Annotated in this window: 29 protein-coding genes; 14 read left to right on the forward strand and 15 right to left on the reverse strand. The window is 70.4% G+C overall.

Annotated features, from left to right (window positions below):
- Positions 1–31: 31 nt before the first annotated feature.
- The 3 genes from BDK92_RS16750 to BDK92_RS16760 are packed head-to-tail and all read right to left on the reverse strand — an operon-like array spanning position 32 to position 644.
- On the reverse strand, positions 32–286 hold the full coding sequence (locus BDK92_RS16750) for a hypothetical protein (RefSeq protein ID WP_147457020.1): 255 nt from the start codon (positions 284–286) through the stop codon (positions 32–34).
- Positions 283–426: a hypothetical protein gene (locus tag BDK92_RS39040; protein ID WP_170208598.1), complete on the reverse strand. Its 144-nt coding sequence runs from the start codon at positions 424–426 to the stop codon at positions 283–285. Before BDK92_RS39040 ends, BDK92_RS16750 begins: the two co-directional genes overlap by 4 nt.
- The gene (locus BDK92_RS16760; protein WP_121157556.1) at positions 423–644 is read right to left on the reverse strand and encodes a hypothetical protein; all 222 of its coding nucleotides are present in this window, start codon (positions 642–644) and stop codon (positions 423–425) included. The genes BDK92_RS39040 and BDK92_RS16760 overlap by 4 nt, the downstream gene beginning before the upstream one ends.
- Positions 645–821: 177 nt before the next feature.
- Between BDK92_RS16760 and BDK92_RS16765 the strand changes: the two genes are divergently transcribed.
- Complete coding sequence (locus BDK92_RS16765) at positions 822–1,598, forward strand: GntR family transcriptional regulator (protein WP_211349256.1); 777 nt, start codon at positions 822–824, stop codon at positions 1,596–1,598.
- 164 nt (positions 1,599–1,762) lie between these two features.
- Positions 1,763–2,374, forward strand: coding sequence for a hypothetical protein (locus BDK92_RS38415; RefSeq protein WP_147457021.1), 612 nt, complete (start codon positions 1,763–1,765; stop codon positions 2,372–2,374).
- A 94-nt stretch (positions 2,375–2,468) separates the two neighbouring features.
- On the opposite strand, the gene BDK92_RS16775 is transcribed toward BDK92_RS38415, so the two are convergent.
- The gene (locus tag BDK92_RS16775) at positions 2,469–3,323 is read right to left on the reverse strand and encodes an NmrA family NAD(P)-binding protein (protein ID WP_121157559.1); all 855 of its coding nucleotides are present in this window, start codon (positions 3,321–3,323) and stop codon (positions 2,469–2,471) included.
- An 86-nt stretch (positions 3,324–3,409) separates the two neighbouring features.
- Between BDK92_RS16775 and BDK92_RS16780 the strand changes: the two genes are divergently transcribed.
- Both BDK92_RS16780 and BDK92_RS16785 read left to right on the forward strand, forming a co-directional pair.
- Positions 3,410–4,165, forward strand: a complete 756-nt coding sequence (locus tag BDK92_RS16780; protein WP_121157560.1) for a TetR/AcrR family transcriptional regulator — start codon at positions 3,410–3,412, stop codon at positions 4,163–4,165.
- 206 nt (positions 4,166–4,371) lie between these two features.
- Positions 4,372–4,887: an SRPBCC family protein gene (locus tag BDK92_RS16785; RefSeq protein ID WP_121157561.1), complete on the forward strand. Its 516-nt coding sequence runs from the start codon at positions 4,372–4,374 to the stop codon at positions 4,885–4,887.
- Here BDK92_RS16785 and BDK92_RS16790 read toward each other — a convergent pair whose 3' ends face one another.
- Positions 4,888–5,598 carry a DUF2786 domain-containing protein gene (locus tag BDK92_RS16790; RefSeq protein WP_281278622.1) on the reverse strand — a complete coding sequence of 237 codons (711 nt, stop codon included), beginning with the start codon at positions 5,596–5,598 and terminating at the stop codon, positions 4,888–4,890.
- 48 nt (positions 5,599–5,646) lie between these two features.
- Entirely contained in the window at positions 5,647–6,033 is a 387-nt protein-coding gene (locus BDK92_RS16795; protein ID WP_425462308.1) for a hypothetical protein, read from the reverse strand.
- Positions 6,034–6,206: 173 nt separating this feature from the next.
- Here BDK92_RS16795 and BDK92_RS16800 point away from each other — a divergent pair, with 173 nt between their 5' ends.
- Positions 6,207–7,559: an ABC transporter substrate-binding protein gene (locus tag BDK92_RS16800; RefSeq protein ID WP_121157562.1), complete on the forward strand. Its 1,353-nt coding sequence runs from the start codon at positions 6,207–6,209 to the stop codon at positions 7,557–7,559.
- A 102-nt stretch (positions 7,560–7,661) separates the two neighbouring features.
- Positions 7,662–8,282, forward strand: a complete 621-nt coding sequence (locus tag BDK92_RS16805) for a hypothetical protein (protein WP_121157563.1) — start codon at positions 7,662–7,664, stop codon at positions 8,280–8,282.
- A 30-nt stretch (positions 8,283–8,312) separates the two neighbouring features.
- Here BDK92_RS16805 and BDK92_RS16810 read toward each other — a convergent pair whose 3' ends face one another.
- Positions 8,313–9,068: an enoyl-CoA hydratase/isomerase family protein gene (locus tag BDK92_RS16810; RefSeq protein ID WP_121157564.1), complete on the reverse strand. Its 756-nt coding sequence runs from the start codon at positions 9,066–9,068 to the stop codon at positions 8,313–8,315.
- The gene (locus BDK92_RS16815) at positions 9,065–9,922 is read right to left on the reverse strand and encodes a 3-hydroxyacyl-CoA dehydrogenase family protein (protein WP_121157565.1); all 858 of its coding nucleotides are present in this window, start codon (positions 9,920–9,922) and stop codon (positions 9,065–9,067) included. The genes BDK92_RS16810 and BDK92_RS16815 overlap by 4 nt, the downstream gene beginning before the upstream one ends.
- Positions 9,923–10,110: 188 nt before the next feature.
- On the opposite strand from BDK92_RS16815, the gene BDK92_RS16820 reads away from it, so the two are divergent.
- Positions 10,111–10,398, forward strand: coding sequence for a hypothetical protein (locus tag BDK92_RS16820; RefSeq protein ID WP_121157566.1), 288 nt, complete (start codon positions 10,111–10,113; stop codon positions 10,396–10,398).
- Positions 10,399–10,705: 307 nt separating this feature from the next.
- Positions 10,706–11,392, forward strand: coding sequence for an acyl-CoA-like ligand-binding transcription factor (locus tag BDK92_RS16825; protein ID WP_170208599.1), 687 nt, complete (start codon positions 10,706–10,708; stop codon positions 11,390–11,392).
- Positions 11,393–11,444: 52 nt separating this feature from the next.
- On the opposite strand, the gene BDK92_RS16830 is transcribed toward BDK92_RS16825, so the two are convergent.
- From BDK92_RS16830 to BDK92_RS39685, 3 genes are read right to left on the reverse strand one after another with little or no spacing between them, the layout of a single operon-like run.
- Positions 11,445–12,014, reverse strand: coding sequence for an RNA 2'-phosphotransferase (locus BDK92_RS16830; RefSeq protein ID WP_121157568.1), 570 nt, complete (start codon positions 12,012–12,014; stop codon positions 11,445–11,447).
- Positions 12,014–12,793 carry a class I SAM-dependent methyltransferase gene (locus BDK92_RS16835; RefSeq protein WP_121162288.1) on the reverse strand — a complete coding sequence of 260 codons (780 nt, stop codon included), beginning with the start codon at positions 12,791–12,793 and terminating at the stop codon, positions 12,014–12,016. The genes BDK92_RS16830 and BDK92_RS16835 overlap by 1 nt, the downstream gene beginning before the upstream one ends.
- A 10-nt stretch (positions 12,794–12,803) precedes the next feature.
- Complete coding sequence (locus BDK92_RS39685; RefSeq protein ID WP_147457022.1) at positions 12,804–13,007, reverse strand: hypothetical protein; 204 nt, start codon at positions 13,005–13,007, stop codon at positions 12,804–12,806.
- 356 nt (positions 13,008–13,363) lie between these two features.
- Here BDK92_RS39685 and BDK92_RS16845 point away from each other — a divergent pair, with 356 nt between their 5' ends.
- The 4 genes from BDK92_RS16845 (at position 13,364) to BDK92_RS16860 (ending at position 21,022) form a co-directional block, all read left to right on the forward strand.
- Positions 13,364–16,534 (forward strand): ABC transporter permease, encoded by a 3,171-nt coding sequence (locus BDK92_RS16845; RefSeq protein WP_170208600.1) that lies wholly within the window; start codon positions 13,364–13,366, stop codon positions 16,532–16,534.
- Positions 16,535–16,617: 83 nt separating this feature from the next.
- Positions 16,618–19,338 (forward strand): FtsX-like permease family protein, encoded by a 2,721-nt coding sequence (locus BDK92_RS16850; RefSeq protein ID WP_121157571.1) that lies wholly within the window; start codon positions 16,618–16,620, stop codon positions 19,336–19,338.
- Positions 19,338–20,321 carry an ABC transporter ATP-binding protein gene (locus BDK92_RS16855; RefSeq protein WP_121157572.1) on the forward strand — a complete coding sequence of 328 codons (984 nt, stop codon included), beginning with the start codon at positions 19,338–19,340 and terminating at the stop codon, positions 20,319–20,321. Before BDK92_RS16850 ends, BDK92_RS16855 begins: the two co-directional genes overlap by 1 nt.
- Positions 20,318–21,022 carry an ABC transporter ATP-binding protein gene (locus BDK92_RS16860; protein WP_121157573.1) on the forward strand — a complete coding sequence of 235 codons (705 nt, stop codon included), beginning with the start codon at positions 20,318–20,320 and terminating at the stop codon, positions 21,020–21,022. Before BDK92_RS16855 ends, BDK92_RS16860 begins: the two co-directional genes overlap by 4 nt.
- A 110-nt stretch (positions 21,023–21,132) precedes the next feature.
- On the opposite strand, the gene BDK92_RS16865 is transcribed toward BDK92_RS16860, so the two are convergent.
- Together BDK92_RS16865 and BDK92_RS16870 are read right to left on the reverse strand one after the other, a co-directional pair.
- On the reverse strand, positions 21,133–21,342 hold the full coding sequence (locus tag BDK92_RS16865) for a BldC family transcriptional regulator (protein ID WP_007073996.1): 210 nt from the start codon (positions 21,340–21,342) through the stop codon (positions 21,133–21,135).
- Between the two features lie 470 nt (positions 21,343–21,812).
- Positions 21,813–22,652 carry a DUF8083 family protein gene (locus BDK92_RS16870; protein WP_121157574.1) on the reverse strand — a complete coding sequence of 280 codons (840 nt, stop codon included), beginning with the start codon at positions 22,650–22,652 and terminating at the stop codon, positions 21,813–21,815.
- Between the two features lie 207 nt (positions 22,653–22,859).
- Here BDK92_RS16870 and BDK92_RS16875 point away from each other — a divergent pair, with 207 nt between their 5' ends.
- Both BDK92_RS16875 and BDK92_RS16880 read left to right on the forward strand, forming a co-directional pair.
- Complete coding sequence (locus BDK92_RS16875) at positions 22,860–23,942, forward strand: Glu/Leu/Phe/Val family dehydrogenase (protein WP_121157575.1); 1,083 nt, start codon at positions 22,860–22,862, stop codon at positions 23,940–23,942.
- Between the two features lie 537 nt (positions 23,943–24,479).
- Positions 24,480–24,698 carry a DUF3073 domain-containing protein gene (locus BDK92_RS16880; RefSeq protein ID WP_121157576.1) on the forward strand — a complete coding sequence of 73 codons (219 nt, stop codon included), beginning with the start codon at positions 24,480–24,482 and terminating at the stop codon, positions 24,696–24,698.
- A gap of 226 nt (positions 24,699–24,924) precedes the next feature.
- On the opposite strand, the gene amcA is transcribed toward BDK92_RS16880, so the two are convergent.
- Entirely contained in the window at positions 24,925–25,176 is a 252-nt protein-coding gene (amcA, locus tag BDK92_RS16885; protein ID WP_246017080.1) for a multiple cyclophane-containing RiPP AmcA, read from the reverse strand.
- Complete coding sequence (gene amcB, locus BDK92_RS16890) at positions 25,145–26,248, reverse strand: cyclophane-forming radical SAM peptide maturase AmcB (RefSeq protein WP_342775893.1); 1,104 nt, start codon at positions 26,246–26,248, stop codon at positions 25,145–25,147. Before amcB ends, amcA begins: the two co-directional genes overlap by 32 nt.
- Positions 26,249–26,370 lie beyond the last annotated feature (122 nt).

Here is a 26,370-nt window from a genome sequence, read left to right on the forward strand (position 1 = left end):
GCCGGGGTGAGTGGTTCGTCGTTGCGGCTCATCAGAAGACGGGGCGGTCGATCTTGTTGCGGAACCGGGTGACCAGTTCCCGGATCACGTACGGCTCGGGTAGTGGGTAGGGCTGGTAGTTGTCGCCCATCGCTTCCAGCACCACGCATGCCCGGACGAAGAAGGTGCAGGTCCGCCCGATCACGCACCGTTGGCAGCGCCCGCCGACCGGCCAGTGCCGGCGCACCATCTTCCGCGCCCGCAACTGGGTCAGCCGCAGCCGCTGATGCGGCAGGAGCACGCTCACCACTCACCCGGCTTCGTCAGCCCCCGCGCCGCCGCGAGCGCCAGGCAACCGTCCTCCGTGCACTGCTCACACCGTCTGGTCTCGTGCAGCTTGACCACCCGCAGCGCGTTGCGTACCCGCTGCTCAGCGTCGCTGGTCACCCCGACCACCGCCCCGAGTTCCGCCGAACCGGCCACGCCCCGGCGCCGTAACCGGGGCGACCGCCGATCGTCGCCGCACCCACCACCAGCACCACCAACTCCCGATCGCGACGCGTGATCGGCAGTGCGGCCGGTGGCGTTACGGGCAGCGGGGTTGTGCTCGGCGGTTCGTCCGGCGGTGCCAGGAACCACTTTCGGCGAGTGCTGTTGATCGTCATCTGCCCACCTCCGTCGACTGGGGAGGGTGACCAGCACAGGTTGCCTACCCCTAGAACAACCCTCTGCGCTGGCCACCTAACAGCAAGCTACACCCGTATAGACTGCCCGTCTAGATAGGTGCATCGATGGGAAGGGCAACCATCCGAACCACGTTGATCGAAGGTACGGTGACGAACGTGCCTGCCCCGCACGAGCGGCCCCGATATCGACGGGTCGCCGATGAACTGCGCCACCGGATCATGTCCGGTGCGATCCCTGCTGGATCCATCCTGCCGTCCGAGACCACCATCATGGCGGAGTTCGGAGTGGCACGCGGTACTGCCCGCGAAGCCATCGCCCTGCTCCGTTCCGAGGGCTTGGCCATTACCGAGATGGGACGCGGGACCTTCGCCCGACCGGTGCTGCCCATCCGTCGGCTCGGATCCGAGCGGTACCGCCGCGAACTGGAGCAGATCCGTGGCGACCTGCCACCCGAGACGTCGTTCACCGTCGACCAAGGTGTCCGGTGGAACGACTACCGGTTGGACAAGGCGTTCCACGAGGTGCCTGCTGGCGTCGCCACCGCAGACCTGTTCGGGGTGCCGGCCGGGACGATGCTGCTGGAACGCCGATTCGTGTTCTACACCGATGGTGTCGCCCAGCAGATGTCCACCTCGTACTACCTGCTTGCCATGGTGGCTGGCACGCCGGTGGCCGATCCGGACCGGGAGCCGTGGCCCGGCGGGAACACCGCCCAGATGTACAGCCTTGGCGTGACAATCACCGGCATTCGGGAACGGGTGCGGTCTCGGATGCCGGTGGCGAACGAGGTCGAGACGCTCCACATTCCGGGCGGCACCCCGGTCGTCACGATCGCCCGGCAGACGTACGCCGAAGACCAGGTGGTCGAGGTTGCGGATATCGTGATCCCGGCCGACCGGGTGGAGCTGGGTTACTGGATCGACCTGACCTGACAGCCGCCAGGTAACGGTGTCTACATCCGCACGCTGGGAACCTGGCCAATCACGCTTCCGCTGTGGAAACACTGGCGAACTCCGGTGACCGTGGCTGAAACGCGACATTCCACCGGCCGATCGGACGAAGCGGCAGATTGCGCCCGGTGACCAGACTGCCTCTCATGAACTATCCGCAGCCGCAGCAGGACCCGTGGGCCGATCCGACCGCCGCACACACACCGCAACCACCCGCGCAGCTCCCCCCGACGAGGTCATTCGAACTTCCTGCGGAGCACTACCACCAGCCGGCCCCCACCTCGCCGGCGCCACCGCACCCGCCCGCCCAGCACTACCCGCCCACACAGCCGTACCCGCCGGGCCCGTCGCGGGAGTTGGTACAGCAACATTCGCCCGCCCCTCAGTACCCGCCGGCCCCTCAGTACCCGCCGGTGCAGCAGCACCCGTACGGGCAGCCGTACCCACCGGCGCCGGGACAACCGGTGTACGTCGTACCGGTCGTCGCCACGAAGTCGACCGGGGCAGCGGCGGCGCTGGAACTGCTCCCGGGACTGGTCGGGATCTTCGGCATCGGGAACATCTACGCCGGACGGGTCGGTGTCGGCATCGCGCTGATGGTGTCGTACTGGGTGCTGTTCTGGATCAACGTGGCGCTGATGTTCGTCTTCATCGGCTTCGTGACCTGGGGACTCACCTGGGTCGCGTACATGATCGTCGGTTCGCTGCTGGCGGTGAGCGGGGTGGGACGGCACAACTCCGGAATGGTCACCCGCTGACCGGGACGCGGCCCGCCCCGAGCCGACGACCGGGGCCGACCAGCGTCACCGCCGATCGGCCCCGTCCCGCGTACCCGGACCAGGTCAGTTGCTGTCAGATGGTGGGCCGGACGAGCAGGTCGCGCACCGTCTCCGGCTCACCTTCGAGGAGTTTGCCGAGCAGGGGGTCCATTCCGGCGAAGTCGCCTCGCTGGGCGGCTTGGTAGAAGCCGAGGAGGAAGCGCGCCATGAACTCCTGTACGCCGTGGGCGATCTGGGTTTCGAGCCACTCCTGCTCGCCCAAGATCTCACGCCTAACCGTACGGCCGGTGACCTCGGAGGCAATCACGGCGATCTCCTCGAACGTGGGAGCGGCATTTGCGGTGAGCGTCGTCGGGCCGTCATACCCGCCGTCCGAGGCGAGGATGACGGCGGCGGCCTTGGCTGCGTCCTCGCGGGCCGTCCAGGACACCGGTCCGTCGCCGGGTACGGCGATGACGCCGGTCTGCCGCCACGGGCCCATCAGCAAGTTGAGGCTGTGCAGGTAGAAGCCGTTTCGCAGCGACGTCCAGGCGATGCCGGACTCCGCGAGCAGTTGCTCGGTCGCGGCGTGGTCACGCCCGGGCCCGAAGGGGGTGTCAGGGGTGGCGTTCTGGTGACTCGTGTAGAGGATGCGCCCGGCCCCGACGGTGACGGCCGCGTCGATCGCGGCGCGGTGCAAGCTCACGGCGTCGGCACTCGGGTCGTTGGAGGACACGAGCAGCAACTGGTCGGCACCGTCGAATGCGACCGGCAGCGAGGCCGGGTCGGCGTAGTCGCCGTGGCGTACTGCCACGCCGCGGTCCGCGAACCGCTGGGCCTTCGTGACATCGCGCGCGACCACGGCGATCTCGCCGGCCGGGACGTGTTCGAGGAGGTGATCGACGGTGGCGCCGTTGAGTGCGCCGGTGGCTCCGGTAATGACGATCATGTGGGACTCCCGTTGCTATCGCTGGTTACGTTTCTACGCTAACACCGGAAACTCAGCGATAGCAAAGAGGCGATAACATTGAAACCATGGAGCACACCTTGCCGCCCTCCCGCGATCTCGTGCGCTCGCGGCTGGTCGAAGTCGCCGCCCACCTGCTCGCCACCGACGGACCCGATGCGGTGACGACGCGCTCGGTCGCGCTCGCCGCCGGGGTTCAGGCGCCTGCGATCTACCGCCTCTTCGGCGACAAGACCGGGTTGCTCGACGCTGTCGCGGAGCACGGCTTCGCAAGCTACGTGGCGCAGAAGCCCCCCGTGGACGCCGACGACGATCCAGTCGAGGGCCTGCGCGCCGGATGGAACCTGCACGTCGGCTTCGGCCTCGCCAACCCCGCCCTGTTCCGGCTGATGTACACCGCGAAACGAACGCCGGACGGGCAAGCCACCCTCGAATCCGGCGCAGCGGTGCTGCGGAAGCGGGTATGGCGAGTGGCCCAGGCCGGACGTCTGCGCGTGCCCGAACATCGCGCCGTCGCCCTCATCCAAGCAGCGGGCACCGGCGTCGTGTTCACCCTGCTCGACCAACCCGAGGACGAACGAGACGAAACCCTCGCGGAGCTGGCTTGGGAAGCGGTCTGCACCACCATCCTGATCGATACGCGCGCAGCCGAACCTCTCGGCCCCACCACTGCGGCCGTCACCCTACGTGCCGCCCTACCCGACCTCACCGCCTTCACTCCCCACGAGGGCGCGCTGCTCGGAGACTGGCTGGGGCGCATCGCCGATTCCGGTCCACCGGCGCCTCATCAGGAAACGGCGCCGCCGCGCCGGGACGCACCCTGACGGTCTACCGCGAAAGTGGCGCGACGCCCGACGACTCAGCCGCGCCGTTGTCCCAAGTGGACCCGGCCTGAGCCACCCGACGACGACCGAACCGGATCGGCGTACGTCCATGGCGACGTCGGGTAATCGCGCGCTCGGCGCAGAGATTCAACCGCTGGTCGGATGGACGCTGCACCGGAGGTCAGGGGCCGGTATGGTCCGGGCCTATGGGACAGGAGACCACCGACCCGGGCGACATCCACCAGGACGTGACCAGGTACTCCCTACGAAGCACCCTGCGCGTCTCCGCCCCACCCGAACACGCCTTCGCCGTCTTCACCGGAGGACTCGCGGACTGGTGGGTGATGGAGTACACCTGGTCCGGACCGGCCGCACTCGCCGACATCGGCTTCGAGCCGCGCACCGGCGGAATGGCGTACGAGATCGGGCCGCACGGCTTCCGCTCCGACTGGGGGCGCGTCCTGGACTGGCAGCCTCCCCACCGGCTCGTCTTCACCTGGCAGATCGCTCCCGACCGGCTGCCGGTCCCCGACCCGAGCAACGCCAGCGAGGTGGAGGTCCGGTTCCTGCCCGACGGCGTGGACCAGACCCGGGTCGTACTCGAACACCGTGGCTTCGACCGCCACGGCGAAGCCGCCGAGGGCTATCGGGAGGCCCTCACCGCCGGCTGGCACGAACTGCTCTCCCGGTACGCCGCCTCGGTCCGGGCCAGCACCAACTGATCAGCCAGGTCGGCCCGGCAACTCGCCGGTCGTGCCGGCCCGGACACCCGTACCGCCCAGGTCGGCGCGACGCCCCGCCTCGGCACCGTGGCCCGCGCCGCCGCCGGCCAGTCGTCGGGCCGACGCGGTACGCAGCCTCGGGTAGACCTCGGCCATCCGCCGCTGCACCTCACTGCTCCGATCGGCCAGCACCAACGCGACCGACGTACCCCCCGTCGAGGTACCCGGTCGGGCCGCCGCCTCCGACTCGGCCGTACGCAGCCGCTCCGCCACCGCGTACGCGAAACCCGCGAGCCATGACCGCCGGAACGCCGCCGGTTGGTCGCCCACCGGCACCGCAGTGGCGGCGAGCCCGTGCGCGGCCTGCACCAGCAACGAGGTGAAGAGGAGTTCGACCCGTTCCAGGTCGCTCGCGAAACCGAACAGGTGCATCGCGAAGCCGGACTCCGACCGGCGCCGTACGGCCCGGCAGCGCAGCGCGCCAGCGACCGCCGCGAGCAACCCCGCCTTGTCCAACGCGTACGGCGCCAACAGCTCGACCACCCGGTCGCCGACCGAGTCGGTCGCCGGGTCCCGGGCGGCGAGCAGAGCCCGGTCGACCCCGTACCGGGCGATCAACTCGGTGGCCTTGGCGGTGAACGCCTCCGCCTCAGCCGGCGTACACGCCGGGTCCTCGGCCATCGCGAGCAGCTTGCGAACCTTCTCCAACACCGGACCAGGCTCCCATTCGAGGCGGCTCGGCCGCCGTGCCGGGGCCGGTCAGGGGGCGCGGTGGCGCAGCGTCGCCACGGCGGAACCGGCGAGGGTGAGCAGACAGTCGGGGAGTTGACCGTCGGTCAGCGCGGCACCGAAGAGCGCCTCGGCGGTGTCGATGTCGCAGTTCGCGTACGCGCTGACGAAGCGGGCGACCCAGCGCGCGTCGTAACCGGCCTCGTCGATGCCCGGGAACTCGAGTGTCCAACTGCCGCGCGGCACCTGGTCGCCGACCATCGCTGCGGCCAGATACCAGGCGACCTCGTAGGCCCCCGCCACACCGGACCGGTCGACCACGGCATCGAAGGTGCCGACCACCGCGTCACTGTCGCCGACCAGCGCGGAGCGGAGCACCGCGTTGGCGTCATCCAGCGTGTCCCGGGGAACGTCCATCACGAGCGGAAGGGTATGCCGCGAGGTCAAGCCAGCAGGCACGAACAGCCAGAATCGATGGAGCCGCGTATATTACCGGCGAGTTGGAAGATCCAATTGCGACCACCGTCACACCGTTGGCCAACGACACGCTAGTGTGCGCAGCGGACCTTCGGGGAGGAAGGAACGACGTCATGCTCGTACGACGTGGCTCGCGCAACGCCGGTCTGGCCGCCTGCGCCGCGCTTCTGTTCGCCACCACCGCCTGTGGGTCCGACGAGGGGAAACAGTCGGCAGCGTCTCCGGTCCGCCTCTACGGCACCGACGGCAACATGCAGAACTCCTTCGTGAAGGAGTTCGACGGGCAGACCAAGCTGCTGGACGGCATGAAGGGCACCATCCCGCTGACCCCCCTCTCCGAGGACTTCAAGGACCGGGTGACCAGTCAGGACCCGGGACTTACCGACTTCCTCTACTCGGCCGAGGTGTACGACGCCATCGCGGTGAGCGCGCTCGCCGCGCAGCTTGCCGGTTCGACCGCACCGGCCGAGATCGCAAAGCAGATCAACGGGGTCACCACCGGCGGCGAGCGATGCGACTCGATCAAGGCGTGCCTGCCGATCGCCCGTACCGGGACGGACATCGAGTACCGGGGCGTCTCGCTGAACCGGGGCGGGTTCACCGAGGCCGGCGAGCCCTCCACCGCCAGCTACGCCACCATGCACTTCGGCGAGCAGGCCAAGCTCGAAGACGGAAAGACCGAGTTCGTCGGGGCCGGCGACGAGTCGGCGGCGAGCACCCAGGCGCCACCGGCGCCGAAGAAGCAGGTCGGCGGCAAGACCGACCGGCGCGACGGATCCCCCCTGAAGATCGGTGGGCTGCTGCCGCAGACCGGTGACCTCTCGCTGGCGTACCCGCCGATGGCGGCCGGCGCGAAACTCGCCATGCGCGAGATCAACGACGCGGGCGGGGTCCTCGGCGAGCCGGCGATCTGGGTCGACGGCGACGACGGGACCAACCCGGACGTGGCGAAGGCGACCGTCGCGGAGCACGTCGCGGCCGGCGTACACGTGATCATCGGTGCCGGCGCCTCCGGGGTTTCCCGCGCGGTGCTGCCGGACGTGGTCGCGGCCGGTCTGGTCCTCTTCTCCCCGTCGAACACCGACGCCGGTCTGACCACCATCGACGACCAGGGCCGTTACTTCCGCACCGCCCCCTCGGACATTCTCCAGGGGCGCGCGTTGGCGGACGTGATCATGCGGGACGGACCGCAGAAGATCGCCATCGTGGCCCGGAAGGACTCGTACGGCGAGGGCCTCCAGGGCAACGTACGGGCCGAACTGGAGCGGGCCGGCATCGCCGCCGACCGGCTCAAGCTGCTCACCTACGACCCGCCGGCCAAGCCGGACTCCCCACCGGTCGACTTCAGCTCCGGCGCACAGGAGATCAAGCAGTTCGGCGCGGACGCGGTGCTGGTCATCGGGTTCGGCGAGTCCGCTCAGGTCATCAAGGCGCTGGACAGTGCCGGGGTGCAGATCCGGCACTGACGCCGACGGCGGTGGTCTGGCACGTTTCCGGGAGCAACCGGGGGCACCGGTCGCCGTACGGTTTCGCTGACACCGAGCGAGCTGACCGAGAGGCGACAGACGATGAGTGACTTCACCAATCCGCTGACCGAGGATGTCGACTTCGACTCGACCGGTCTGGAGGACTCGACCGGTCTGGAGGAGCAGGGGCTCGGCCCGGGGGGCACCCACGACGAGCTGCCCGGGTACGACCTAGTCGGGTTCCAGCCGGAGACGGTGGTGGAGCACCACGCCGACGGCTCCACCGAGGTGCTCACCGACTTCGACGCGGACGGCATCGCGGACCTGGCGCAGCGGGACGCCGACAGCGACGGCATCGCCGAGATCACCCTGATCGACGCGGACCACGACGGCTCGCTCGACACCGCCCTGCGGGACTACGACGACAACGGCGTCTTGGACAGGGTCGCCAGTGACACCAACGCCGACGGCGTGGTCGACCGGGTCGCCACCGACAGCAACTCGGACGGCCTGATCGACGAGGTGGCCCGCGACACCGACCTCGACGGCCGGGCGGACACCTGGGAGACGGACGTCAACCACGACGGGCACGCCGACCAGTCGATCACCGATCTCGACGAGGACGGCCACGCCGACCGGATCACGGTCGACGTCGACTTCGACGGCGGAGTCGACCGGGTCGCTTACCTCGACGAGGACAGCAACCCGTACGCCAGCCGCTGACCGCGGCCGGCGGGCGGGTCGAACGGATCGTCAGCGGTTCTTCCGGTCCAGGAACTCGGTCATCCGGCGGTGCTTTTCCGGGTCCTCGAAGAGCACCGCCTGGCCGAGCAGGTCGAGCTGCGGATGGGCGGCGGCCGGCGCGTCGACCGCCAGCTTGGTCAGGCGTACCGCCAGCGGCGACGCCTTCGCGATCTCGTCCAGCAACTCGTGGGCGACGCCGAGCAGATCGGCCGGGGAGTCCACCACCCGGTTCACCAGACCGATCCGCAGCGCTTCGGCGGCGTCGACCCGCCGACCGGTGTAGAGCAGTTCCTTCGCCCGGGTTTCGCCGATCAGCGCCGGCAGCCGGTGCGTGGCGCCCGCCCCGGCGATGATGCCCAGTCGCACCTCGGGCTGGCCGAAGAAGGCTCGTGCGGTACAGATTCGCAGGTCGCACGCGTACGACAGCTCGGCGCCGCCGCCCAGCGCCGGCCCGTCGACGGCCGCCACGGTGGGCATGGGCAACGCCCGGATCCGAGCGAAGACGGCCGAGTTGATCGCGGCCAGGGCGTCGATCCGATTCCGTTCCCGCAGTTGGGCGATGTCCGCGCCGCCGGCGAAAACCCCCTCCGCGCCGCCGGTGAGCAGCAGCAGCTTCGGCTCCCGCTCCAACCGGGCGCAGAGTTCGTGCAACGCGGCCACCAGGTCCGTGTCGATGGCATTGCGCTTCTCCGGCCGGTCGAGTGTGACCACCAACCGGTCAGCCCGCTCCTCGACCCGCAGGCCGGTCGATCCCGCGCCGCTCACTGCTTGACCCCGTCCACCCAGCGGTAGAAGCCGTGTCCGGACTTCTTGCCCAGCCGGCCCTGCTCCACCATCGACTCCAGTAGCGGAGGCGGGGCGAACCGGTCGCCGTACGCCGCCTGGAGGGTGCGGGCGATGTCGAGCCGTACGTCGAGTCCCACCAGGTCGGTGAGTTCCAGCGGCCCGACCGGGTGGCGGTAGCCGAGCGTCATCGCCTTGTCGATGTCGGCCGGGGCGGCGACACCGTCGGCGACCATCCGGATCGCCTCCAGCCCGAGCGTGACCCCGAGCCGCGAGGTGGCGAACCCGGGCAGGTCGCGTACGACGACGGGGTCCTTGCCCAGCCGGCCGGCGAGGGCGACCGCCGCCGCGGTGGTCTCCTGGCTGGTGGCCGGCCCGACGACCACCTCGATCAGCGCCATTGCCCAGACCGGGTTGAAGAAGTGCAGCCCGATGAAGCGGTCGGGGTCCGGCACCGCGTCGGCCAGCTCGGCGATCGCGATGCTCGACGTGTTGGTGGCGAGCAGGGCGGGGCGACGCTGTGCGGCTGCCGCGAGCACGCTCCGCTTGAGGTCGGGCCGTTCGGGCACCGCCTCCACGATCACGTCCGGTCCGTCGGCCACCTCGGCCAGGTCGCGGCGGAGGACCAGCCGGGTACGTCCGGCGGCAGCTTCCTCGGCGGAGAGTTTGCCCCGTTCGACCGCCCGGTCCAGCAGCTTTCCCAGGGCGACAGTGGCCGTCTCGGCCCGCTCTGGGTCGACCTCGACCAGCTCCACCTGGTAACCAGCGGTGGAGGCGACGTAGGCGATGCCCAAGCCCATCGTCCCGGCCCCGATCACTACGAAACGCTCGTTCATGCGGCGACCCTATGCAGTACGACACGGGTCGTGTCGGCCGGGCTCCGGCTGCTGGCTGCGGAGCCGCACCTCGGAGCCGGATCGAGGGCACCCAGGACGGAGCCGCGGACGGCTAGCGTATGCGGGGCCGCGGTTCTGGGTACTGCGGACGAGCACCGCCTCAGTCAGCCGGAGAAAGGGCTTCCCCCATGAGCGAGTCGCAGCCGACCACCGAGCCGCAGGAGACCGTCGAGACGCGTGGTGACGAGCGGGTCGACCTGATCCGCGCGGACACCAACAACGACGGCCGTACCGACCTCTGGGTGGCCGACACCGACGGCGACGGCAAGGCCGACCTGTTCCAGTTCGACACCAACGGCGACGGCAAGGTGGACATCACCATGGTCGACCTGACCGAGGACGGGACGCCGGACGAGGTGGTCGACGGCGACGGCGGCCTGCCGCCCGCGCCACTCCCCCCGACCGTCGCGGTCTGACTGCCGCACCACTGCTCAACCGCACCTGGATCACAGGTTAGGAAGGGCCCCCTCCTATACAAAAAACGATAGGAGGGGGCCCTTCCTTGTTGGTGACCGAGCCGAGGCTCGGCGCGGTCATGATGATCGCGACTGCGGCGACCACCCAGCCGATGATCACCAGCCAGGGTCGGCGGACCACGATCCGCCCGATGGCTCCGAACACTTCACCCTCCCCGGGTTGTGGTGAACTGTCATCGCACGACACATGGCACGCTATGCCACATGGCAGACGTTGACACGTGAGTCACCATGCCATCCTGTTGGGGTGACATCATCGGAGTCCGCGCTGCCCACCGCGCCGCAGGCCGCCACCGCGCCGCAGGCCGGCCGACAGAAGCCGCGCACGGACCCGCCGGCAAACCGTCGGGAGCGCAAGAAACTGGAGACCCGGGCGGCGCTCGAACAGGCCGCGCTACGGCTCTTCGCCGAAAAGGGCTACGAACACACGACGGTCGAGGAGATAGCCGCCGAGGCCGACGTGGCGGTACGCACCTTCTTCCGCTATTTCGCCTCGAAGCAGCACGTGCTCTTCGGTGACGTGGCGCATCAGCGGATCAACCACCTGCGGGCGGCACTCGCCGCGAGTCCGCCCGACGAAACCCCGTTGCAGGCGATCAGCTCGGTGCTCGACGCACTCGACTTCGACGAGGACGAGCAGAAACAGATCAGCGTGCGACTGCGCCTGTTGGAACGTCAGCCCACGTTGATCAGCATGTACCTGGTGCTGAACCACGAGCTACGGCTGACCATCGTCGAGTTCGTCGCCGCCCGGACCGGGCTCTCCCCGCGGCACCCGTACCCGCTCCTGCTCGCCGGGGCGGCGGTCACCTCCTGGGACACCGCACTGCACGCGTGGCTGGCCGACGACAGCGCCCCCCTGGCCGACCTGCGCCGGCAGGCGTACGCCGCACTCACCGCCGGCATCCCGGCCGACCCGCCGGCGCCGGCCTGACCCACCCCGCGCAGCCACCCCACCGACGGCAACCAGGCGGGCGCGGACGTGCTCAGCCGGCCAGCGGGCGGATGACGTCGGGCGGGACAGTGGCGGTGAGCCACACCCCGTTGTCACTGACGTAGAAGTCGTGCCCCCGCGCGGCCAGCTTCGCCGCGTCCACCACCAGCACCGACACCGCGCCGCCCCGGCGCCGACCGACGGTCACCGCCGTCGCCACGTCAACCGAGAGGTGTACGTGGTGCCGGCGCCCCGGTCGGAGTCCCTCGGCCAGGATCGCCGGCACGTTGACCGCCCCGGTGCCGTGGTAGAGCTGCCCGGGCGGAGTGACCGGAACGAGCGCCAGATCCACCTGCACCCGGGCCGAGTGCCCCTGGCTGGCCCGTACCCGGTCCACCCCGTCCGGTCCGGTGCGTACGGCGAACCGCTGTTTGTCGTTGCCAACCACCACCGCATCCAGTTCGTCCCGGGTCACCGGCTGGCCGTGCCGGGAGAGCGCCGCCAGCAGCTCCACCACCGGCACCCAACCGTTCGCGTCCAGGGTCAGCCCCACACTCTCCGGCGCGTGCCGCAGCACCTTGGACATCCGCTTGCTGATCGTGCGCAGCCGCGTCGGGTCCATCAGCCCGCCAACCGGAGCGTCGCCAGGTAATACGGTGCATCCGCGTCGTCCACGTCAACCAGCCGCCAGGCGCTGCCCCGGATCAGCTCGGCCAGCTCGTCCGGGGTACAGACCAGATAGTCGAACCAGGGCGTGCCGAGTTCGCGGTAGCGCAGCCGCAACCGCAGCTGGCCGCCGAGCCGTCCCCGCGCCCGGTTCCGCTCGTGGTAGCCGGTGTGCACCGGATCGGTGGTGCCGTACGGGTCGGTGCCGTGCGCGATGATCTCCGCCCCGGGTTTCGCCAGCGCGGCCAGGGCGGCGAGGAACCCCGGGGCCCGGTCCCGCCCCTCGATCAGCCCGAGGTTGTTGCCGAGCAGCAGGAAGGTGTCGAACCGGTGGATGTTGGTGGCGTACTCGTCCACGGTGCCGAGCACCAGACTCCGTACGCCGCGCTTGCGGGCCACCCGGATCGCGCCGGGCGAGATGTCCAGGCCGGTCACCGGCACCCCACGGGCCTGTAACTCCAGCGCGATCCGCCCCGCGCCGACCCCGATGTCGAGCACCTGGCCCCGAACCCGGTCGACGGCCCGGTGGTCGTACGGTTGCCAGTCCGCCGGCTCGTCCAGGTAGTGGGCGGCGGGAGCACCGTTGATCAGGCCGTCGTCCCGCTCGATGATCTCGATGACCGGACGGGGCAGCCGCCCACCGACCAGCGGCCGGGGCCCGACCCCGGTCGCGACCGCGAGCGTGTCCCGCAACAGCTCGCCGAAAACGTCGCCGAGCTGCGGTTGCTCCACCATGGGGTAGACGCTAGCCGCCGGTGCCGGTACGCGCGTCGCCACATCCGCGCGGGTCCGCGTCATCGATCGCCTCGACGCGCAGACGTACCTCCTCCGCACCGCGTTCCGCGCGCGGCCGGACGGTGGTTTCCTGCCGCGCGCGGCCGGGTGGCGCCTTCTGCGGTGCGCGGCCGGGCGCTCGGCGAAGCCCGGTGCCGGCCGTGGCGCGGATCACCGACCCGGCCGGCACCCAAGCCCGAAAAGGGGATGATTGGCGCAGATCTGGCCCGCTCAGTTGGCTGACCTTTTTCGGTGGTGGCGTCCAGCGGGGTCCCAATGGGACCATCGGCATCGGCATTGAGCTGCGGAAATAGCCTGGTAGCCTTGCCCGCTCCGGTTCACAACGAGTTGATCTCGATTAGGTAATGGCCGCATCACAAACGGCCGGTGAAAAAGATTTTTTCCACCGACTGCGAACCTTTCCGACCAGCTCACCAATCAGGAGCGGTGAGGGGCGGCCGGTGGCGTCGCCCGAGGTAGGCAACGAGGGGACGCGGTGGAATGAGGCTGGTGCTACGGCGAGCCCGTGCGGTGAGAGGGCTGTTACTCGCCGCGACTGGGGCGACCTTGATCGCCGCCGCCCTGCTCACCGGCCTCGCCGGCTACAGCCAGCAGGTAGTGGAGACCGGCACCGCGAGTGCGATCGACTCGGCCAGTCCGCAGGAGCGGTCGCTGCTGGTCCGAGGCTCGACCGGTGGATCAGTCGAGGCACTACGGCAGCGGGACGCGGCACTCCGTAAGGAGGTCGACGGGGGCCTGAGCGGGTTACCCACGTCGGTCTCGGCCGCCGGATACGGCGCCGGGCGCCAACTCTCCGGTCGGGTCGGCAACGCGGTACCCGACGCCGACGGTGTCGTCTTCGCCTCGGTGGTGTTCCTCGACGACCTCGCCGAGCACGCCGAACTCAGCTCCGGCACGTGGCCACAACCGGGCCACAGCCCGGTGCAGACCGTGCTCGGCGAGCGGATCGCCGAGATCCTCGGCGTGCAGGTCGGCGACCAGGTACCCGTCACCGACCGGGTCAGCGGAAAGACCAGCAACCTCTCGGTGGTCGGCATCTGGCACCCCCACGACCCGACGGCCAGCTACTGGCGGCTCTCGCCGGACGTGGCCGACGGACACGCGCCAGGGTCGTCCACGTACGGCCCGTTCGTTGTCGACCAGGCCGACTTCATGAACCACTTCATCACCAGCGCCAGCGCCGCCTGGCTGGTCGAACCCGACCTGACCAACGCGAGCGTGGCCCAACTGAGCCAGCTCGGCAACACGATTCCCCGGTTGACCAGCGAACTGCCGAAGGCCGCCGGACTCGGCACCTCCGGTGTCGCCACCACCTCCATCAACGCCCTGACCCAACGGCTCGAACGGGCCAACCTGGTCGGCCGATCCACCCTCGTCACCCCGATGCTGCTCGTCATCGTGCTCGGCGGCTACGCGTTGGTGCTGGTCGCCGCACTCCTGGTCGAGCAGCGCCGGGGCGAGAACTCGCTCCTGCAAGCCCGTGGGGCGGCCCGCAACCAGATCGCCGGCCTGGCCGTACGGGAAGCGACGCTGGTCGCCCTGCCGGCGGCACTGATCGCCCCGCTGCTGGCCACCGAGGGCCTGCACCTCGCCGACCGGATACCGCTGCTGGCCTCCGTGGGGCTGCACTTCGACACCCAGCCACGGCCGATGAGCTGGCTGGTCGCCGGGCTCGCCGCAGCCGGTTGCGTACTGGCCATCAGCGGTCCGTCGCTCCGCCGCAGCGGTACGTACGTCGCCGAACTGGCCAACCGTTCCCGACCGGGCCGGCGGGCCGCCGCCCAGCGGGCCGGCATCGACCTGGCCCTGGTCGCCCTCGCCGTACTCGGCTGGTTCCAGCTGCGCCAGTACTCCTCGCCCCTGTCCAGTGCCCGGTCCACCGGTCAGCTCGGCATCGACCCGCTGCTCGCGGCCACCCCGACCCTGGGGGTGCTGGCCGGGGCGGTGCTCGCGCTGCGGGTGCTGCCACCGCTCACCCGGTTGGCGGAACGGTTCGTCGACCGCAAGCCCTGGACCGCCACGATGTTCGGCACCTGGCAGGCCGGTCGGCGCCCGCACGCGGGGCCGGTTCTGCTGCTCGCCCTCGCGGTCGCGGTCAGCACCCTGGCCTGGTGCCTGGCCAGCACCTCCGAACGGTCCCTGGTCGACCAGGCCAACCACCAGGTCGGCGCCGACCTGCGGCTGGTCGAGACGACCGGGGTTCCCAATCCGGAACGGGCGGCGGAACTCGCCGCGCTGCCCGGTGCCCGCACGGTGCTGCCGGCCTGGCGGGAGGGGCTCCAACTGGGTCCGGCAGCGGAGCCGGCATCGATGGTGGCGATCGACACCCTCGCCGGGGCCGACCTGATCCGGATGCGCGACGACCTGGTCGACGGTGGTTCCGCCGCCGACGCCCTGCGCGGACTCGGACGGCAGCGGGTGAACGCCCCGTACGCCGAACTGCCCGCAGGAGCCCGACAGCTCTCCGGCGTGATCAGCACCACCGTCAGTGGCCCGGACCTGGTCTCCGACCAGATCCGGAGCGAAGCCGTTTTTGTCGGCCCGAACAGCAGTTTCGTGAAGGTGCCGATCGGCACCAGCCAGAACGGCAGGGCACTCCGGTTCACCATCGACCTGCCGGCCGGCGCGGCCCCGGCCCAGCTGGCCGGATTCACCAACGAAGGCACCGGTCAGAGCGGGATGGAGGTCGACTGGCTGCTGACCGAGCTGCGTGCCGGTGGCGGCGACACCGCCGCCCAGATCGACCTGCGCCCCGGCAACGAATGGCGGGTGGTGAACCCGTTCGGCCAGGAGGAAGCGGCCATCGCCGGTCCCGGCTCGCTCTCGACCAGCTATGTGTACAACGGTCCCTCGAACAGCACGGGTATCAGGTTGACGCAGATGGCGATCACCCGAGCCACCGGCGACCTGCCGGTTCCGGTGCTGGTCACCCCACCCGCACTCGCCGCGCTCCGGACCAAGGTCGGCGGAGAAATGACGATCCCGGTCGGCGCGACAAAGGCCAAAATCAAGATCATCGGTACGGTGGAGTCGGTCCCCGGTGACACCGAGCCGGCCGCGATCCTCGCCGACCTGCCCTCGCTGAGCAACGTGTTCTTCCACGACAGCGGCGTCATCCGGTCGCCGCAGGAGTGGTGGATCGCCACCGATCCCGGCCAGCAGGCGGCCACCGCGCTCGCGGCAGCCCAGCTGCGGGACCTGGTGGTGTTCGACCGCCAGGCGATCGCCGGCCAGCTCGACCCGTACGGGGTCGGCGCACGGGGCGCCCTCTTCGCCGCCGCGCTGGGCGCTCTGCTGCTCGCCGCGGTCGGCATCGCCGTCGACGTGAGCGCGACCGCGCGTCGGCGGGCCAACGAGATGGCCGTACTCCACACCCTCGGCGCCGGGCACCGGCTGCTGGCCCGGTCGCTCATCGCCGAGCAGGCGTTCCTCTCCGGGATCGGCGTTCTCGTGGGACTCGGAGTCGGGGTGGCGGTGGCCGCCACCATGGCGCCGCTGGTGATCCTCACCCCGTCGGCGGGCCGACCGTCGCCGCTGCCACTGCTCGACGTGGACTGGCCGCCGGTGATCGGCACCACCCTCGGCCTGCTGCTGCTCGCGCTCCTGCTGAGCGGGCTGGTCGCCGCCACCATGCGGCAGCGCCTGGTCGCCGCCCAGCTCCGGATCGGCGACGACCGGTGAGCCACGGGACAGCACGAGCGGTGGACGACACCACACCGGATCAGGGCACGGGAAACGGACCGGCGAACCCGAGGAAGAGATCGATGAAACTCACCAGGTCCGGGCCGGTACGCCGGCTGCGCGCCTTCGCCGGCCAGGTCGGTCTCCTTGCCGTACTCGGGCTGCTGGCTGCCGCCCTGCTCACCGGCGCACCACGACTCGCGAACGAGTACGCCGACCGGGGCCTGGCCGCCGACGTGGCGACGCTGCCGCCTCTCGTGCGGGACATCTCAATGCCGATGGTCGTCGAACCCGACAACACCGCGCAGGCCAGCGCGGGGGTCGAGACGCTCGACAGGTACCGCGACCGGCTGCCGAACCCGCTGCCGGGGCTGATCGAGGACGGGTGGTATTCGGCCACTGTCGGCCCGAACGGCGTACGCGCCTCCGGCGACTTCATTCCGCTCAACGGGGATGCCAAGCCGGGCATGGGCCTACGGGCCCAGACCGGGCTCCAGGAGGCGGTCCGGATGGTCGACGGCGGTTGGCCTGCCGCCACCGGACGGGCTCCCGGTGGCGGGATCGCGATCACCGTGTCGCAGCTGACCGCGGACGTGTTGTCGCTCCGGGTCGGCAGCCGGTTCACGGTCGAGGGCCTCGGCGGGAAACCGACCGACGTCGAGCTGGTCGGGATCTTCGAGCCGCTGGACCCGACCGCGCCGATCTGGAACGGCATGCGGCTGGCGGTGGAGCCGCTGGTGCCGCTGCTCGACGGTGACCCGTTCAACACGATGGCGGTGACCAACTGGGCCGGGATGGACTTGGCCCGCTGGAACGTGGGCGGGCTCGTCTACGACTGGTACTACCGGGTCGACGAGAAGCGGCTGGATGCCGGCGGGATCGAACCGGTGATCACCGCCCTGACCCAGCTGAAGCAGACCCCTCCGGTGGCGGAGAGCAAGGCGATCACCTCGCTGGACACCGCACTGGCCAAGATCGGGCAGCGGTTGGCCTCCGTACGGGCGCTGCTGGCGGTCGTACAGACCGGGGTACTCGCGAGCCTGATCGGCCTGATCCTGCTCGCCGCCCGGCTGTCGTTGGAGCGGCGTCGCGAGGAACTGGCCCTGCTCCGCGCCCGAGGTGCCTCGACGCGGACGATCGGTGCGCGGGTCCTGGCCGAGTCGGTGCTGGTCCAGCCGTTGGCGGTGCTCGTGGGCTGGCTGGTCGGCACCCTGGTGCCCGGTCGCCCGGCGGCGACGGAGTGGCTGGTCCCCGTACTCGCGGTGATCACCACGGGTTCCGTCGCGGTGCTGGCGATGTCGAGCCAGCGTCAGGTGACGTTCGTGGTACGCCGACAGGACCTGATCCGGCAGCGGCCGTCGGCCCGGCGGCTCACGGCCGAGATCAGCGTGCTCGCGGTGGCGGCGCTCGGGGTGTTCCTGCTGCGGCGGCGCGGGCTCGCGTCGAGCGGTGGGGTGGACCCGTACCTGGTCTCGGTGCCGGTGCTGCTTGCCGTCGGCACCGCACTGATCGCGCTCCGGGTGCTGCCCTGGCCGCTGCGGATGATCGGGCAGGTCGCCACGCGGGCCCGGGGGGCGGTGCTCTTCCTCGGGCTGGCGCGGGCCGGCCGGGGCGCGCCGGTGACCATCGGCCCGCTCGCCGTACTGGTCGTCGCGATCACCACGGGGGTGTTCAGCGGCGTGGTCGCGGACACCATCTCCACCGCCCGGGACGAGGCCACCGACCAGGTGATGCCGGCCGACGCCACCGTCACCGGGGTCACCTTCGCGCCGACCACGACCGACCGGATCAGCGCCCTGCCCGGAGTGGCTGCGGTGGTCCCTGTGTCGCTGGAGAACTCCCGGCAACTGCGGTCGGGGCCCGGCGCCGGGGACCGCGAACTCGGTCAGGCCCAGGTGGTGGTCGTGGACGTACCGAAGTTCGTGGAGGTGATGCGGCGCAGCGGCCTCCCCACGGATGGGGTGCCGGCGGCGCTGCGTCAGGCGACCCGGGGTGACGGCCCGGTGCCGGCGCTGGTCTCGCCTGCGGTCGCGGCGCAGGTCGGCAAGGGCGCGGTGGCGAACGTGCAGGGCCGGCAGTACGCGTTCACCACGAGCACGGTCGCGCCGACCTTTCCCGGCCTGGAACTCGACGTCGAACGCTTCGTCGTGCTGCCCTGGCAGGCGCTGCCGGTGCCGGACTTCAAACCGGTGCTGCCGAACCGGTTCCTGCTCGCCGGGCATGGCTACGACCGGACGGCACTGCTCCGGACCGCCGACGACGGGCAGCGCGAGTGGCGCGAGGGGGTGACGGGCAAGTCCGCCGCCGGGACCACCGTCCCGGCGGAGCTGGTCACCAGGACCGACTACCGGCGCTCGCTGGACCAGACCGGCGGTAACGAACTGCTCAGCCTGACGTTCGCGATCGGCGCGGCGGGGGCGACCGGCCTGGCACTGCTCGCGGTCGGCTTCGCGGTCGTCGCCGAGGCGCGTACCCGGGGCAAGGTGCTGTCCCGGCTGCGCACGATGGGTCTCTCCGGCCGGCAGGGACGGCAACTGCTGGTGTACGAGCTGCTTCCGCTGGTCGGCGCCGCGGTGGTTGCCGGCGGCGTGGTCGGGGCGGTGCTGCCGGGCCTGCTCGGACCGGCGCTGAACCTCTCCACCTTCACTGCCGGGGTGGCTGCCCGGACCCACCTCGATCCGCTGCTGGTGGGTGGGGTGCTGCTACTGGTGGTGGTCGGTCTGGCCGCCGCGCTCGCGATCGAAAACCTGATCAACCGACGGATGCGCCTCGGCGAGGTGCTCCGGCTCGGAGAGGAGAACTGATGACCGCTGCCCTGACCACTGCCGTACCCGATCTCGCGGCGTTGCAGCGCCGCGCCGCTGAGCGTGCGGCGGAGCGGGCCGGCGGCAACGACCGCCTCCGTGGACACATCGTCTGTGACGGCCTGGTCCGCATCTTCAAGACCGAGGGCGTCGAGGTGGTGGCGCTTCAGGGGCTGGACCTGGTGATCGACCGTGGCGAGCTGATCGCCATCGTCGGCGCCTCCGGCTCCGGCAAGTCCACCGTGTTGAACATCCTCTCCGGGTTGGACGTGCCGACCGCGGGCATTGCCCGGGTGGCCGGTTTCGACCTGCTGACCATGTCCGCGAAGCAGCGGCTGCGCTACCGCCGCAGCACGGTCGGTTTTGTCTGGCAGCAGACCGGACGGAACCTGCTGCCGTACCTGACCGCGCGGGAGAACGTGGAGCTGCCGATGCGGCTGGCCCGGCGTACGTCGGCGCGGGCGGCGCGGAAGCGGGCGTCGGAGCTGCTGGAGATGGCCGGGGTCGGCTACTGCGCGGACCGGCGGCCGGGCCAGATGAGCGGCGGTGAACAGCAGCGGTGCGCGGTGGCGGTGGCTGTCGCGAACGATCCCGAGGTGCTCTTCGCCGACGAGCCCACCGGCGAGTTGGACGAGGCGACGGCGGCTGACGTCTTCGAGGCGCTGCGTGCGATCAACGCCGAGTTGGGCGTCACGGTGGTGGTGGTGACGCACGACCACAACGTGGCGACCCAGGTCCGCCGGACGGTCGCGATCCGTGACGGGCGGACCGCGTCGGAGGTACGGCGGTCGGCCCGGATCGGCGAGGACGGGCTGGAGGAGTTGGTGACCGAGGAGTACGCGGTGCTGGACCGGGCCGGCCGGATGCAGCTGCCGGCGGCCTTCGTGGACGCGTTGGCCCTGCGGGACCGGGTGAAGCTGAATCTGGAGTTGGACCACGTCGAGGTCCGCTCCGGTGACGAACCTCAGAGGGAGCAGTTGTGAGCGGGGACCTGGTACGGGTGGAGGGCGTCAGCCGGGACTACGGTTCCGGCGACCGGGTGGTGCACGCCCTGCGGCAGGTGTCGTTCCGCGCCGGGCAGGGTGAGCTGCTCGCGGTCCGGGGTCGTTCGGGCGCGGGCAAGACCACCCTGCTCAACCTGATCGGCGGCCTGGACCGGCCGACCACCGGCCAGATCTTCGTGGCTGGTCGGGAGGTGACGGCGGCCGGGGAGAAGGACCTGCTGACACTGCGCCGGGACACGATGGGGTTCGTGTTCCAGTCGTTCGGGCTGATCCCGATCCTCTCCGCGGCGGAGAACGTCGGGGTGCCGCTGCGGCTGGCGAAGGTGCCGGCGGCGGAGCGGGAGCAGCGGGTGGCGATGCTGCTGGAGCTGGTCGGGTTGGGCGGGCACGCGGGCCAGCGCCCGTACGAGCTCTCCGGCGGGCAGCAGCAGCGGGTGGCGCTGGCGCGGGCGTTGGCGAACGATCCGCCGCTGCTGATCGCTGACGAGCCGACCGGGCAGCTGGACTCGGAGACCGGGCGGGCGATGATGGATCTGCTCCAGGCGCTGGTCCGGTCCCGTGGGATGACGGCGCTGGTGGCCACCCACGATCCGACCCTGATCAAGTTGGCCGACCGGGTGTTGGTGCTGCGGGACGGCCAGTTGGTCGAGGAGGATCGGCTGGCGGTGGCGGCTGGCTGACCGCCGGCCGCGCGGGTGGGCGCGGCAGGCACGAATCAGGGGCGGCAGAGGTACGGTTTCCCGTATCTCTGCCGCCCCTGAGACGATTCGCGGCCAGCCCCGGTTCGGGGTCAGTCGCCTTGACGCTGCTGGGGAATCTGCCCCTGCAGCAGGGCGCGAACCTCCGACTCGCGGTAACGCCGGTGGCCACCCAACGTTCGGATTGCGCTGAGCTTGCCCGCCTTCGCCCACCGGGTCACGGTTTTCGGGTCGACACGGAACATCGACGCCACCTCGGCCGGCGTGAGTAGCGGCTCTGGTTCGTGCGTACGCGATGCCATCGGTCACTCCTCCACAGGTGCCTATAGACATCGGCCGGGGTCCCGCCGGCCGACGCGTCTCCCATGGTCCGGCTAGTCCCCGATGTCCGACATGGGCCGAACGGCCGAACGTCCCTGGATGGACGGATGAACAATGACCGATTTATACAACTTTTCTATACTGAAACCTGTCTTATTCGGGCGCGTTGTGGCCCATCGTAACCCCAAGATTACGAGACAACCTCGCGTTGGAAACGCTCCACACCCCTTTGACCAGGGAAAACGCGATCATGAAGAGTGACCCCCCATTCAGCAAGATCGACTCGATCGGGGATGGGGGATTCACGTTTCGATCCCCTAATCAATCCCCTAGTCGGTCACCAGCTGATCACTCTTCGAACCGGTCGGACGGTGCCGGTCGGCCCGATGGGACGACTCAGATCGGACCGATCAGACAACACCGGTACGGCCCCCGCGCGAGGCCGCCGGAGCTAGTTGCAACGCTCCAGCAACTGCACCGCGCGCCAGCGGGCCACCAGCTTCTCGTACGCCTCGGTGGCCGCCTCGGCGTCGCCCCGGGACAGTCCCGCGAGACCCTCGGCGACCAGCGCCGGCGAGTCGTCGTCGGCCAGCGCCTCGTCCGGCAGCAACTGCACCAGGCCGCCGTAGTCCAACTCCACCACGGACCGGGGGTGGAACTCCTCCAGCCAGCGGGCACCCTCTTCGACCGCCTCGGTGATCGGCGCGTCCCCCACCGACTTGCGCAGCACCGCCAGGCCCCGCGACGCCCGCCGCCGGGCCTTGGAGATCTCGGTCCGGTAGCGCAGCACCCGCCGCTCCGGCCGTACGGTCAGCTCCCGCTCGGCCGGGTCGACGAAGACGAACCAGCGCAGCGGGACACCCCAGGTGGCGATCTGCTCGTGCAGCCGGGGCACCCCGTGCTCCAGCACCCGGGCCCCGCTGCGGAAGTCCTCCACGACCGCCTTCGCCTGCCCGGCGAGGATCGGCGGGACAAACGCGTCGGCGAGCACCGGCGGCACCCCGTCACGGGCGCTCAGCGCCGCCTCGGCGACCCGGACCCGCAGGTTCCACGGACAGACCAGCAGGGTGTCGTCGGCCTCCAGCACGTACGCCTCGTCCGGCAGGTCGGGCAGCCGGGTCCAGCCGGCACCGAGGGCCTCGATCACCGCCGTACGCTGCCGACCGGGCCCCTCCAGCGGGGCCACCGCCCGGCCCTCCTTGACGTACCGGCGCCAAAAGATCTGGCGGTCCCGGTCGAAGGCGGTCAGCGGCTCATACACCCGCAGGTAGGAAGCGAAGAGCGACGGCACGCGGCGATCCTCCCATGAAACCGGACTTCCCTGCCGCCGACGGCGCCGATCACCGCCCACCGCCCCGCCAGTTGGGACAGGTCGTCCCCCGGTCGGTCCCGCTGCGGTGCGACGGCCGATATTAGGCTCGACAGCACCGGCGTCACCCCGCCGGCCACCGGAGAGGTCCGCGTCCCACAAAGACGCACACCGACATCAGGAGCAGTCATGGGCGTTTTCGCCAGTACCGACCAACAGGTCTCGGCCGGTCATGAACAGGTCGTCTTCTGCCAGGACAAGCCGACCGGGCTCAAGGCGATCATCGGCATCTACTCGACCGCGCTCGGCCCCGCGCTCGGCGGGACCCGTTTCTACCCGTACGCCAGCGAGGCGGACGCACTGCACGACGTGCTCGAACTCTCCCGGGGTATGGCGTACAAGAACGCGCTCGCCGGGCTCGACCTCGGCGGCGGCAAGGCGGTCATCTGGGGTGACCCGGACCAGCTCAAGACCGAGCCGCTGCTGCGCGCGTACGGCCGCTTCGTCCAGTCGCTGGGCGGGCGCTACTACACCGCGTGTGACGTCGGCACGTACGTGCAGGACATGGACGTGGTGGCGCGCGAGACGCGCTTCGTCACCGGCCGCAGCGTGGAGCACGGCGGCGCGGGTGACTCGTCCGTGCTCACCGCCTGGGGCGTGTTCCAGGGCATGCGCGCCGCCGCCGAGCACCAGTGGGGCTCGGCCACCCTCGGTGGCCGTCGGATCGGCGTCTCCGGCCTGGGCAAGGTCGGCAAGCACCTGGTCGGGCACCTGATCGAGGACGGTGCCACGGTGGTGGCGACCGACGTCAACGAGAAGGCGCTGGAGTGGGTTCGGCACACGTACCCGGAGGTGGACCTGGTCGCGGACGCGACCGCGCTGATCACCTCCGACATCGACGTGTACGCCCCCTGCGCCCTCGGCGGCGCGCTCGACGACGAGACGGTGCCCGCCCTGCGGGCCACCATCGTGGTCGGCGCGGCGAACAACCAGCTGGCCCACCCGGGCATCGAGAAGCAGCTCGCCGACCGGGGCGTGCTCTACGCCCCGGACTACGTGGTGAACGCCGGCGGTGTGATCCAGGTCGCCGACGAGATCGAGGGCTTCAACTTCGAGCGGGCGAAGCTGCGCGCCACCCGGATCTTCGACACCACCCGGGAGATCCTGCGGCTCGCCGACGCCGAGGGAGTGCCGCCGGCGGTTGCCGCCGACCGGCTGGCCGAGCGGCGGATGGCCGAGGTCGGCCGGCTCCGCTCCATCCACCTCACCTGATCGGGCCCACAGCGCCTCGTCAGGGGCGCTAACGCGCCCGTTCTGCGGGCCGCCCGCATCGCGGAGCGGCTGTCGCTCGGCGTCCGGTCCGCGCCACGCCCGGACCGGACGCCACCCCCCTCCACCGTCCGACCAGATCATGGCGGCTGACCGGAGCCCGAGGCCGCTCCTTACGGCCGACCCCGGCAGGCGGAACCGGAAGCAGACGGCCATCGACAGAGTCGGGGCCAGGTCGGCTTCGTATACGGGACACGGCAGACGTTTCACCTCGTTTCGCCCGTCGCCAAGGGCTAAGGTCGGTCTCGACGGGAACCCGCAGCACAGGGTGATCGAGCCGTCATGACCGGTTTCCGGCACGGTCGTTACCGGGGTGGAGAACCGCCTGGTCGGGTCAACCTCGACGCGCGGGCACCACCGGCGGTAACCCGAGGTGCCGAAGGCGGGCATACCCATGTACCGTAAGAGCCACGAGAGATGCCTGACGTCATCGGGGCCCGCCTTCGGGCTGCCCCGAATTCTGTGCGAGGGGGTCGAGCCATGGGGCGCGGCCGTGCTAAGGCCAAGCAGACAAAGGTGGCCCGGGAGTTGAAGTACCACTCCCCGAACACCGACCTCGCCGCCTTGCAGCGAGAACTCGGCGGCAGCGGCAAGTCGGACCACGACTTCGACGACGACTACAAAGAGTATGTCGACGACGATGACGAGGACCATGACGCGGACGACGGCCCAGACAACTGGTCGCCTCCAGCCCGCTGACCTCCGTCGGGCACATTTGAGCACGCGGTAACGCCCGCGTGCTCACGCGTGTCCGGATGGTGTGGCACACCGTTGACGCGGTTCCATCCGGTCGAGGGTCTGCCGTGCGGATCGTGTTTCGACCCGTGCGGCAGCTCCTCGACCGGTCGGCGGTACCGGCCAGATCGGTCCGAACCACACCGTCCGAGCCATCACCGTGCGTATCCCCCGAAACAGCCCGTTCGCCTCAGCGCGGCCGGTTGTTCCAGTTGTAGAACGTCGGGATGTTCTCGAAGTGGTTCCAGGCGCAGACCGCCCCACCACCCGCGTCCGCCACCTCGGCCCGTTCCCGGCGCGCCTCCTCTGCCTCCTGTAACAGGCTGGTGAGGCCGCTACGGGCCGCACGGACCCGATCGGCAACTGCCCCCAGGGTGGCACTCCCGACGGGCTCAGCAGGCCCAGCAGGCTCAGCCGGTCGTACGCTGATGATCTCGGGCATGGTCCAACACTCCCTCGAGTAGGCGGATCTTGCTGTTACGGCAATGGTTGGTCTCCGTACCGTCGAAACGTCCCTGCTCGAAGTAACGGTTGGCCGCGTGGCCGCCGCCACAGAAGCCGAAGTACGGGCAGCCGGACCGGCAGGACTCGACCCCGGTCAGGAACTCCCGCACCCAGGGCCGGCCCGCCGCCCCCGCGATGATCTCGGCCAGCCCGGTGGTCAACACGTTTCCGCTGGTGAAGTCGCCGTGTTGCGGGTCGGAGAAGCCGGCGAGTTCCGGCGAGAGCAGGACCACCGAGCCGTCGTACGCGACGGTGGGGATCGGATCGAGCTGCCGGGGCAGCAGGTCGTCGGCGGTGCCGTCGAGAACCGCCGAGGCGTAGCGCAGCGACCACTCGATCTCACGGAGGTGGATCGTGGGGGTACGGCGCCAGGCCGCGACCAGCTCGCTCCAGAACCCGGTGACGTCCGCCGCCGGGTGGGCGTTACGCCGCGTGTTGACGCCCTCCATCTCCTCGATGTTGATCCCGAGTACGTCGCACCCCAGGTCAAGGAAGTACGCGTACAACTCGGCGGCGAGGCCGGGCTCGGGTCGGGTCACCACGCAGAGGGCGGAGAAGGGCACACCGTTGCGGCGCAGCGCCTCGATGCCCCGTTCGATCCGGTCGTACGCCGGCCGCCCGCCCCGCCCCACCCGGTCGGCGTTGCGCTCGCGGGGGCCGTCCACGCTCACGCTGACCCGCATCCGGTGGGTGGCGAAGAACTCGCACCAGGCGTCGTCGATCAACGTGGCGTTGGTCTGCACGTGGTGCTCGACCCCGTCGTCGAACGGGGCCAGCAGGGCGGCCAGATGCTCCCGGCCGGCGGCGAGGGGTTCGCCGCCGTGCCACACCACCGAAAAGCGGTCGCTGCGCGCCCACTCGTTGACCGGCCCCGCGACGGCAGCCGCCACCGGAATGGGCATCTTCCGATCATCGGCGCGAAACGGGAGATAGCAGTACGAGCAATCCAGATTACAGAGCGTGGTCGGCTGCATCACCACGTACGACGGCACGGAGGCAATGCCCCGCATCCCGGTTGACCCCTGCCGCAAGGCAGCCATCGGCCCCTCCTCCCCGTACCCGAGGTGCCCCTCAGGCTAGGTTGCGGTGGCCACTCGGGTGAAGGGCTGATCGGGTATGCGAAGGATCACGG

The organism is Micromonospora pisi (genome assembly GCF_003633685.1).
GTDB classification, from domain to species: Bacteria; Actinomycetota; Actinomycetes; order Mycobacteriales; family Micromonosporaceae; genus Micromonospora_G; species Micromonospora_G pisi.

Excerpts from the sequence above, each read along its gene's own strand:
- BDK92_RS16815 (WP_121157565.1), bottom strand. The coding sequence starts at position 9,922 with ATGAACGAGCGTTTCGTAGTGATCGGGGCCGGGACGATGGGCTTGGGC.
- BDK92_RS16880 (WP_121157576.1), top strand. The coding sequence starts at position 24,480 with ATGGGGCGCGGCCGTGCTAAGGCCAAGCAGACAAAGGTGGCCCGGGAG.
- BDK92_RS16820 (WP_121157566.1), top strand. The coding sequence starts at position 10,111 with ATGAGCGAGTCGCAGCCGACCACCGAGCCGCAGGAGACCGTCGAGACG.
- BDK92_RS38415 (WP_147457021.1), top strand. The coding sequence starts at position 1,763 with ATGAACTATCCGCAGCCGCAGCAGGACCCGTGGGCCGATCCGACCGCC.
- BDK92_RS16805 (WP_121157563.1), top strand. The coding sequence starts at position 7,662 with ATGAGTGACTTCACCAATCCGCTGACCGAGGATGTCGACTTCGACTCG.
- BDK92_RS16850 (WP_121157571.1), top strand. The coding sequence starts at position 16,618 with ATGAAACTCACCAGGTCCGGGCCGGTACGCCGGCTGCGCGCCTTCGCC.
- BDK92_RS16865 (WP_007073996.1), bottom strand. The coding sequence starts at position 21,342 with ATGGCATCGCGTACGCACGAACCAGAGCCGCTACTCACGCCGGCCGAG.
- amcB (WP_342775893.1), bottom strand. The coding sequence starts at position 26,248 with ATGCGGGGCATTGCCTCCGTGCCGTCGTACGTGGTGATGCAGCCGACC.
- BDK92_RS16775 (WP_121157559.1), bottom strand. The coding sequence starts at position 3,323 with ATGATCGTCATTACCGGAGCCACCGGCGCACTCAACGGCGCCACCGTC.
- BDK92_RS16855 (WP_121157572.1), top strand. The coding sequence starts at position 19,338 with ATGACCGCTGCCCTGACCACTGCCGTACCCGATCTCGCGGCGTTGCAG.
- BDK92_RS16800 (WP_121157562.1), top strand. The coding sequence starts at position 6,207 with ATGCTCGTACGACGTGGCTCGCGCAACGCCGGTCTGGCCGCCTGCGCC.
- BDK92_RS16835 (WP_121162288.1), bottom strand. The coding sequence starts at position 12,793 with ATGGTGGAGCAACCGCAGCTCGGCGACGTTTTCGGCGAGCTGTTGCGG.
- BDK92_RS16780 (WP_121157560.1), top strand. The coding sequence starts at position 3,410 with ATGGAGCACACCTTGCCGCCCTCCCGCGATCTCGTGCGCTCGCGGCTG.
- BDK92_RS16760 (WP_121157556.1), bottom strand. The coding sequence starts at position 644 with ATGACGATCAACAGCACTCGCCGAAAGTGGTTCCTGGCACCGCCGGAC.
- BDK92_RS16795 (WP_425462308.1), bottom strand. The coding sequence starts at position 6,033 with ATGGACGTTCCCCGGGACACGCTGGATGACGCCAACGCGGTGCTCCGC.
- BDK92_RS16875 (WP_121157575.1), top strand. The coding sequence starts at position 22,860 with ATGGGCGTTTTCGCCAGTACCGACCAACAGGTCTCGGCCGGTCATGAA.
- BDK92_RS16785 (WP_121157561.1), top strand. The coding sequence starts at position 4,372 with ATGGGACAGGAGACCACCGACCCGGGCGACATCCACCAGGACGTGACC.
- amcA (WP_246017080.1), bottom strand. The coding sequence starts at position 25,176 with ATGCCCGAGATCATCAGCGTACGACCGGCTGAGCCTGCTGGGCCTGCT.
- BDK92_RS16830 (WP_121157568.1), bottom strand. The coding sequence starts at position 12,014 with ATGGACCCGACGCGGCTGCGCACGATCAGCAAGCGGATGTCCAAGGTG.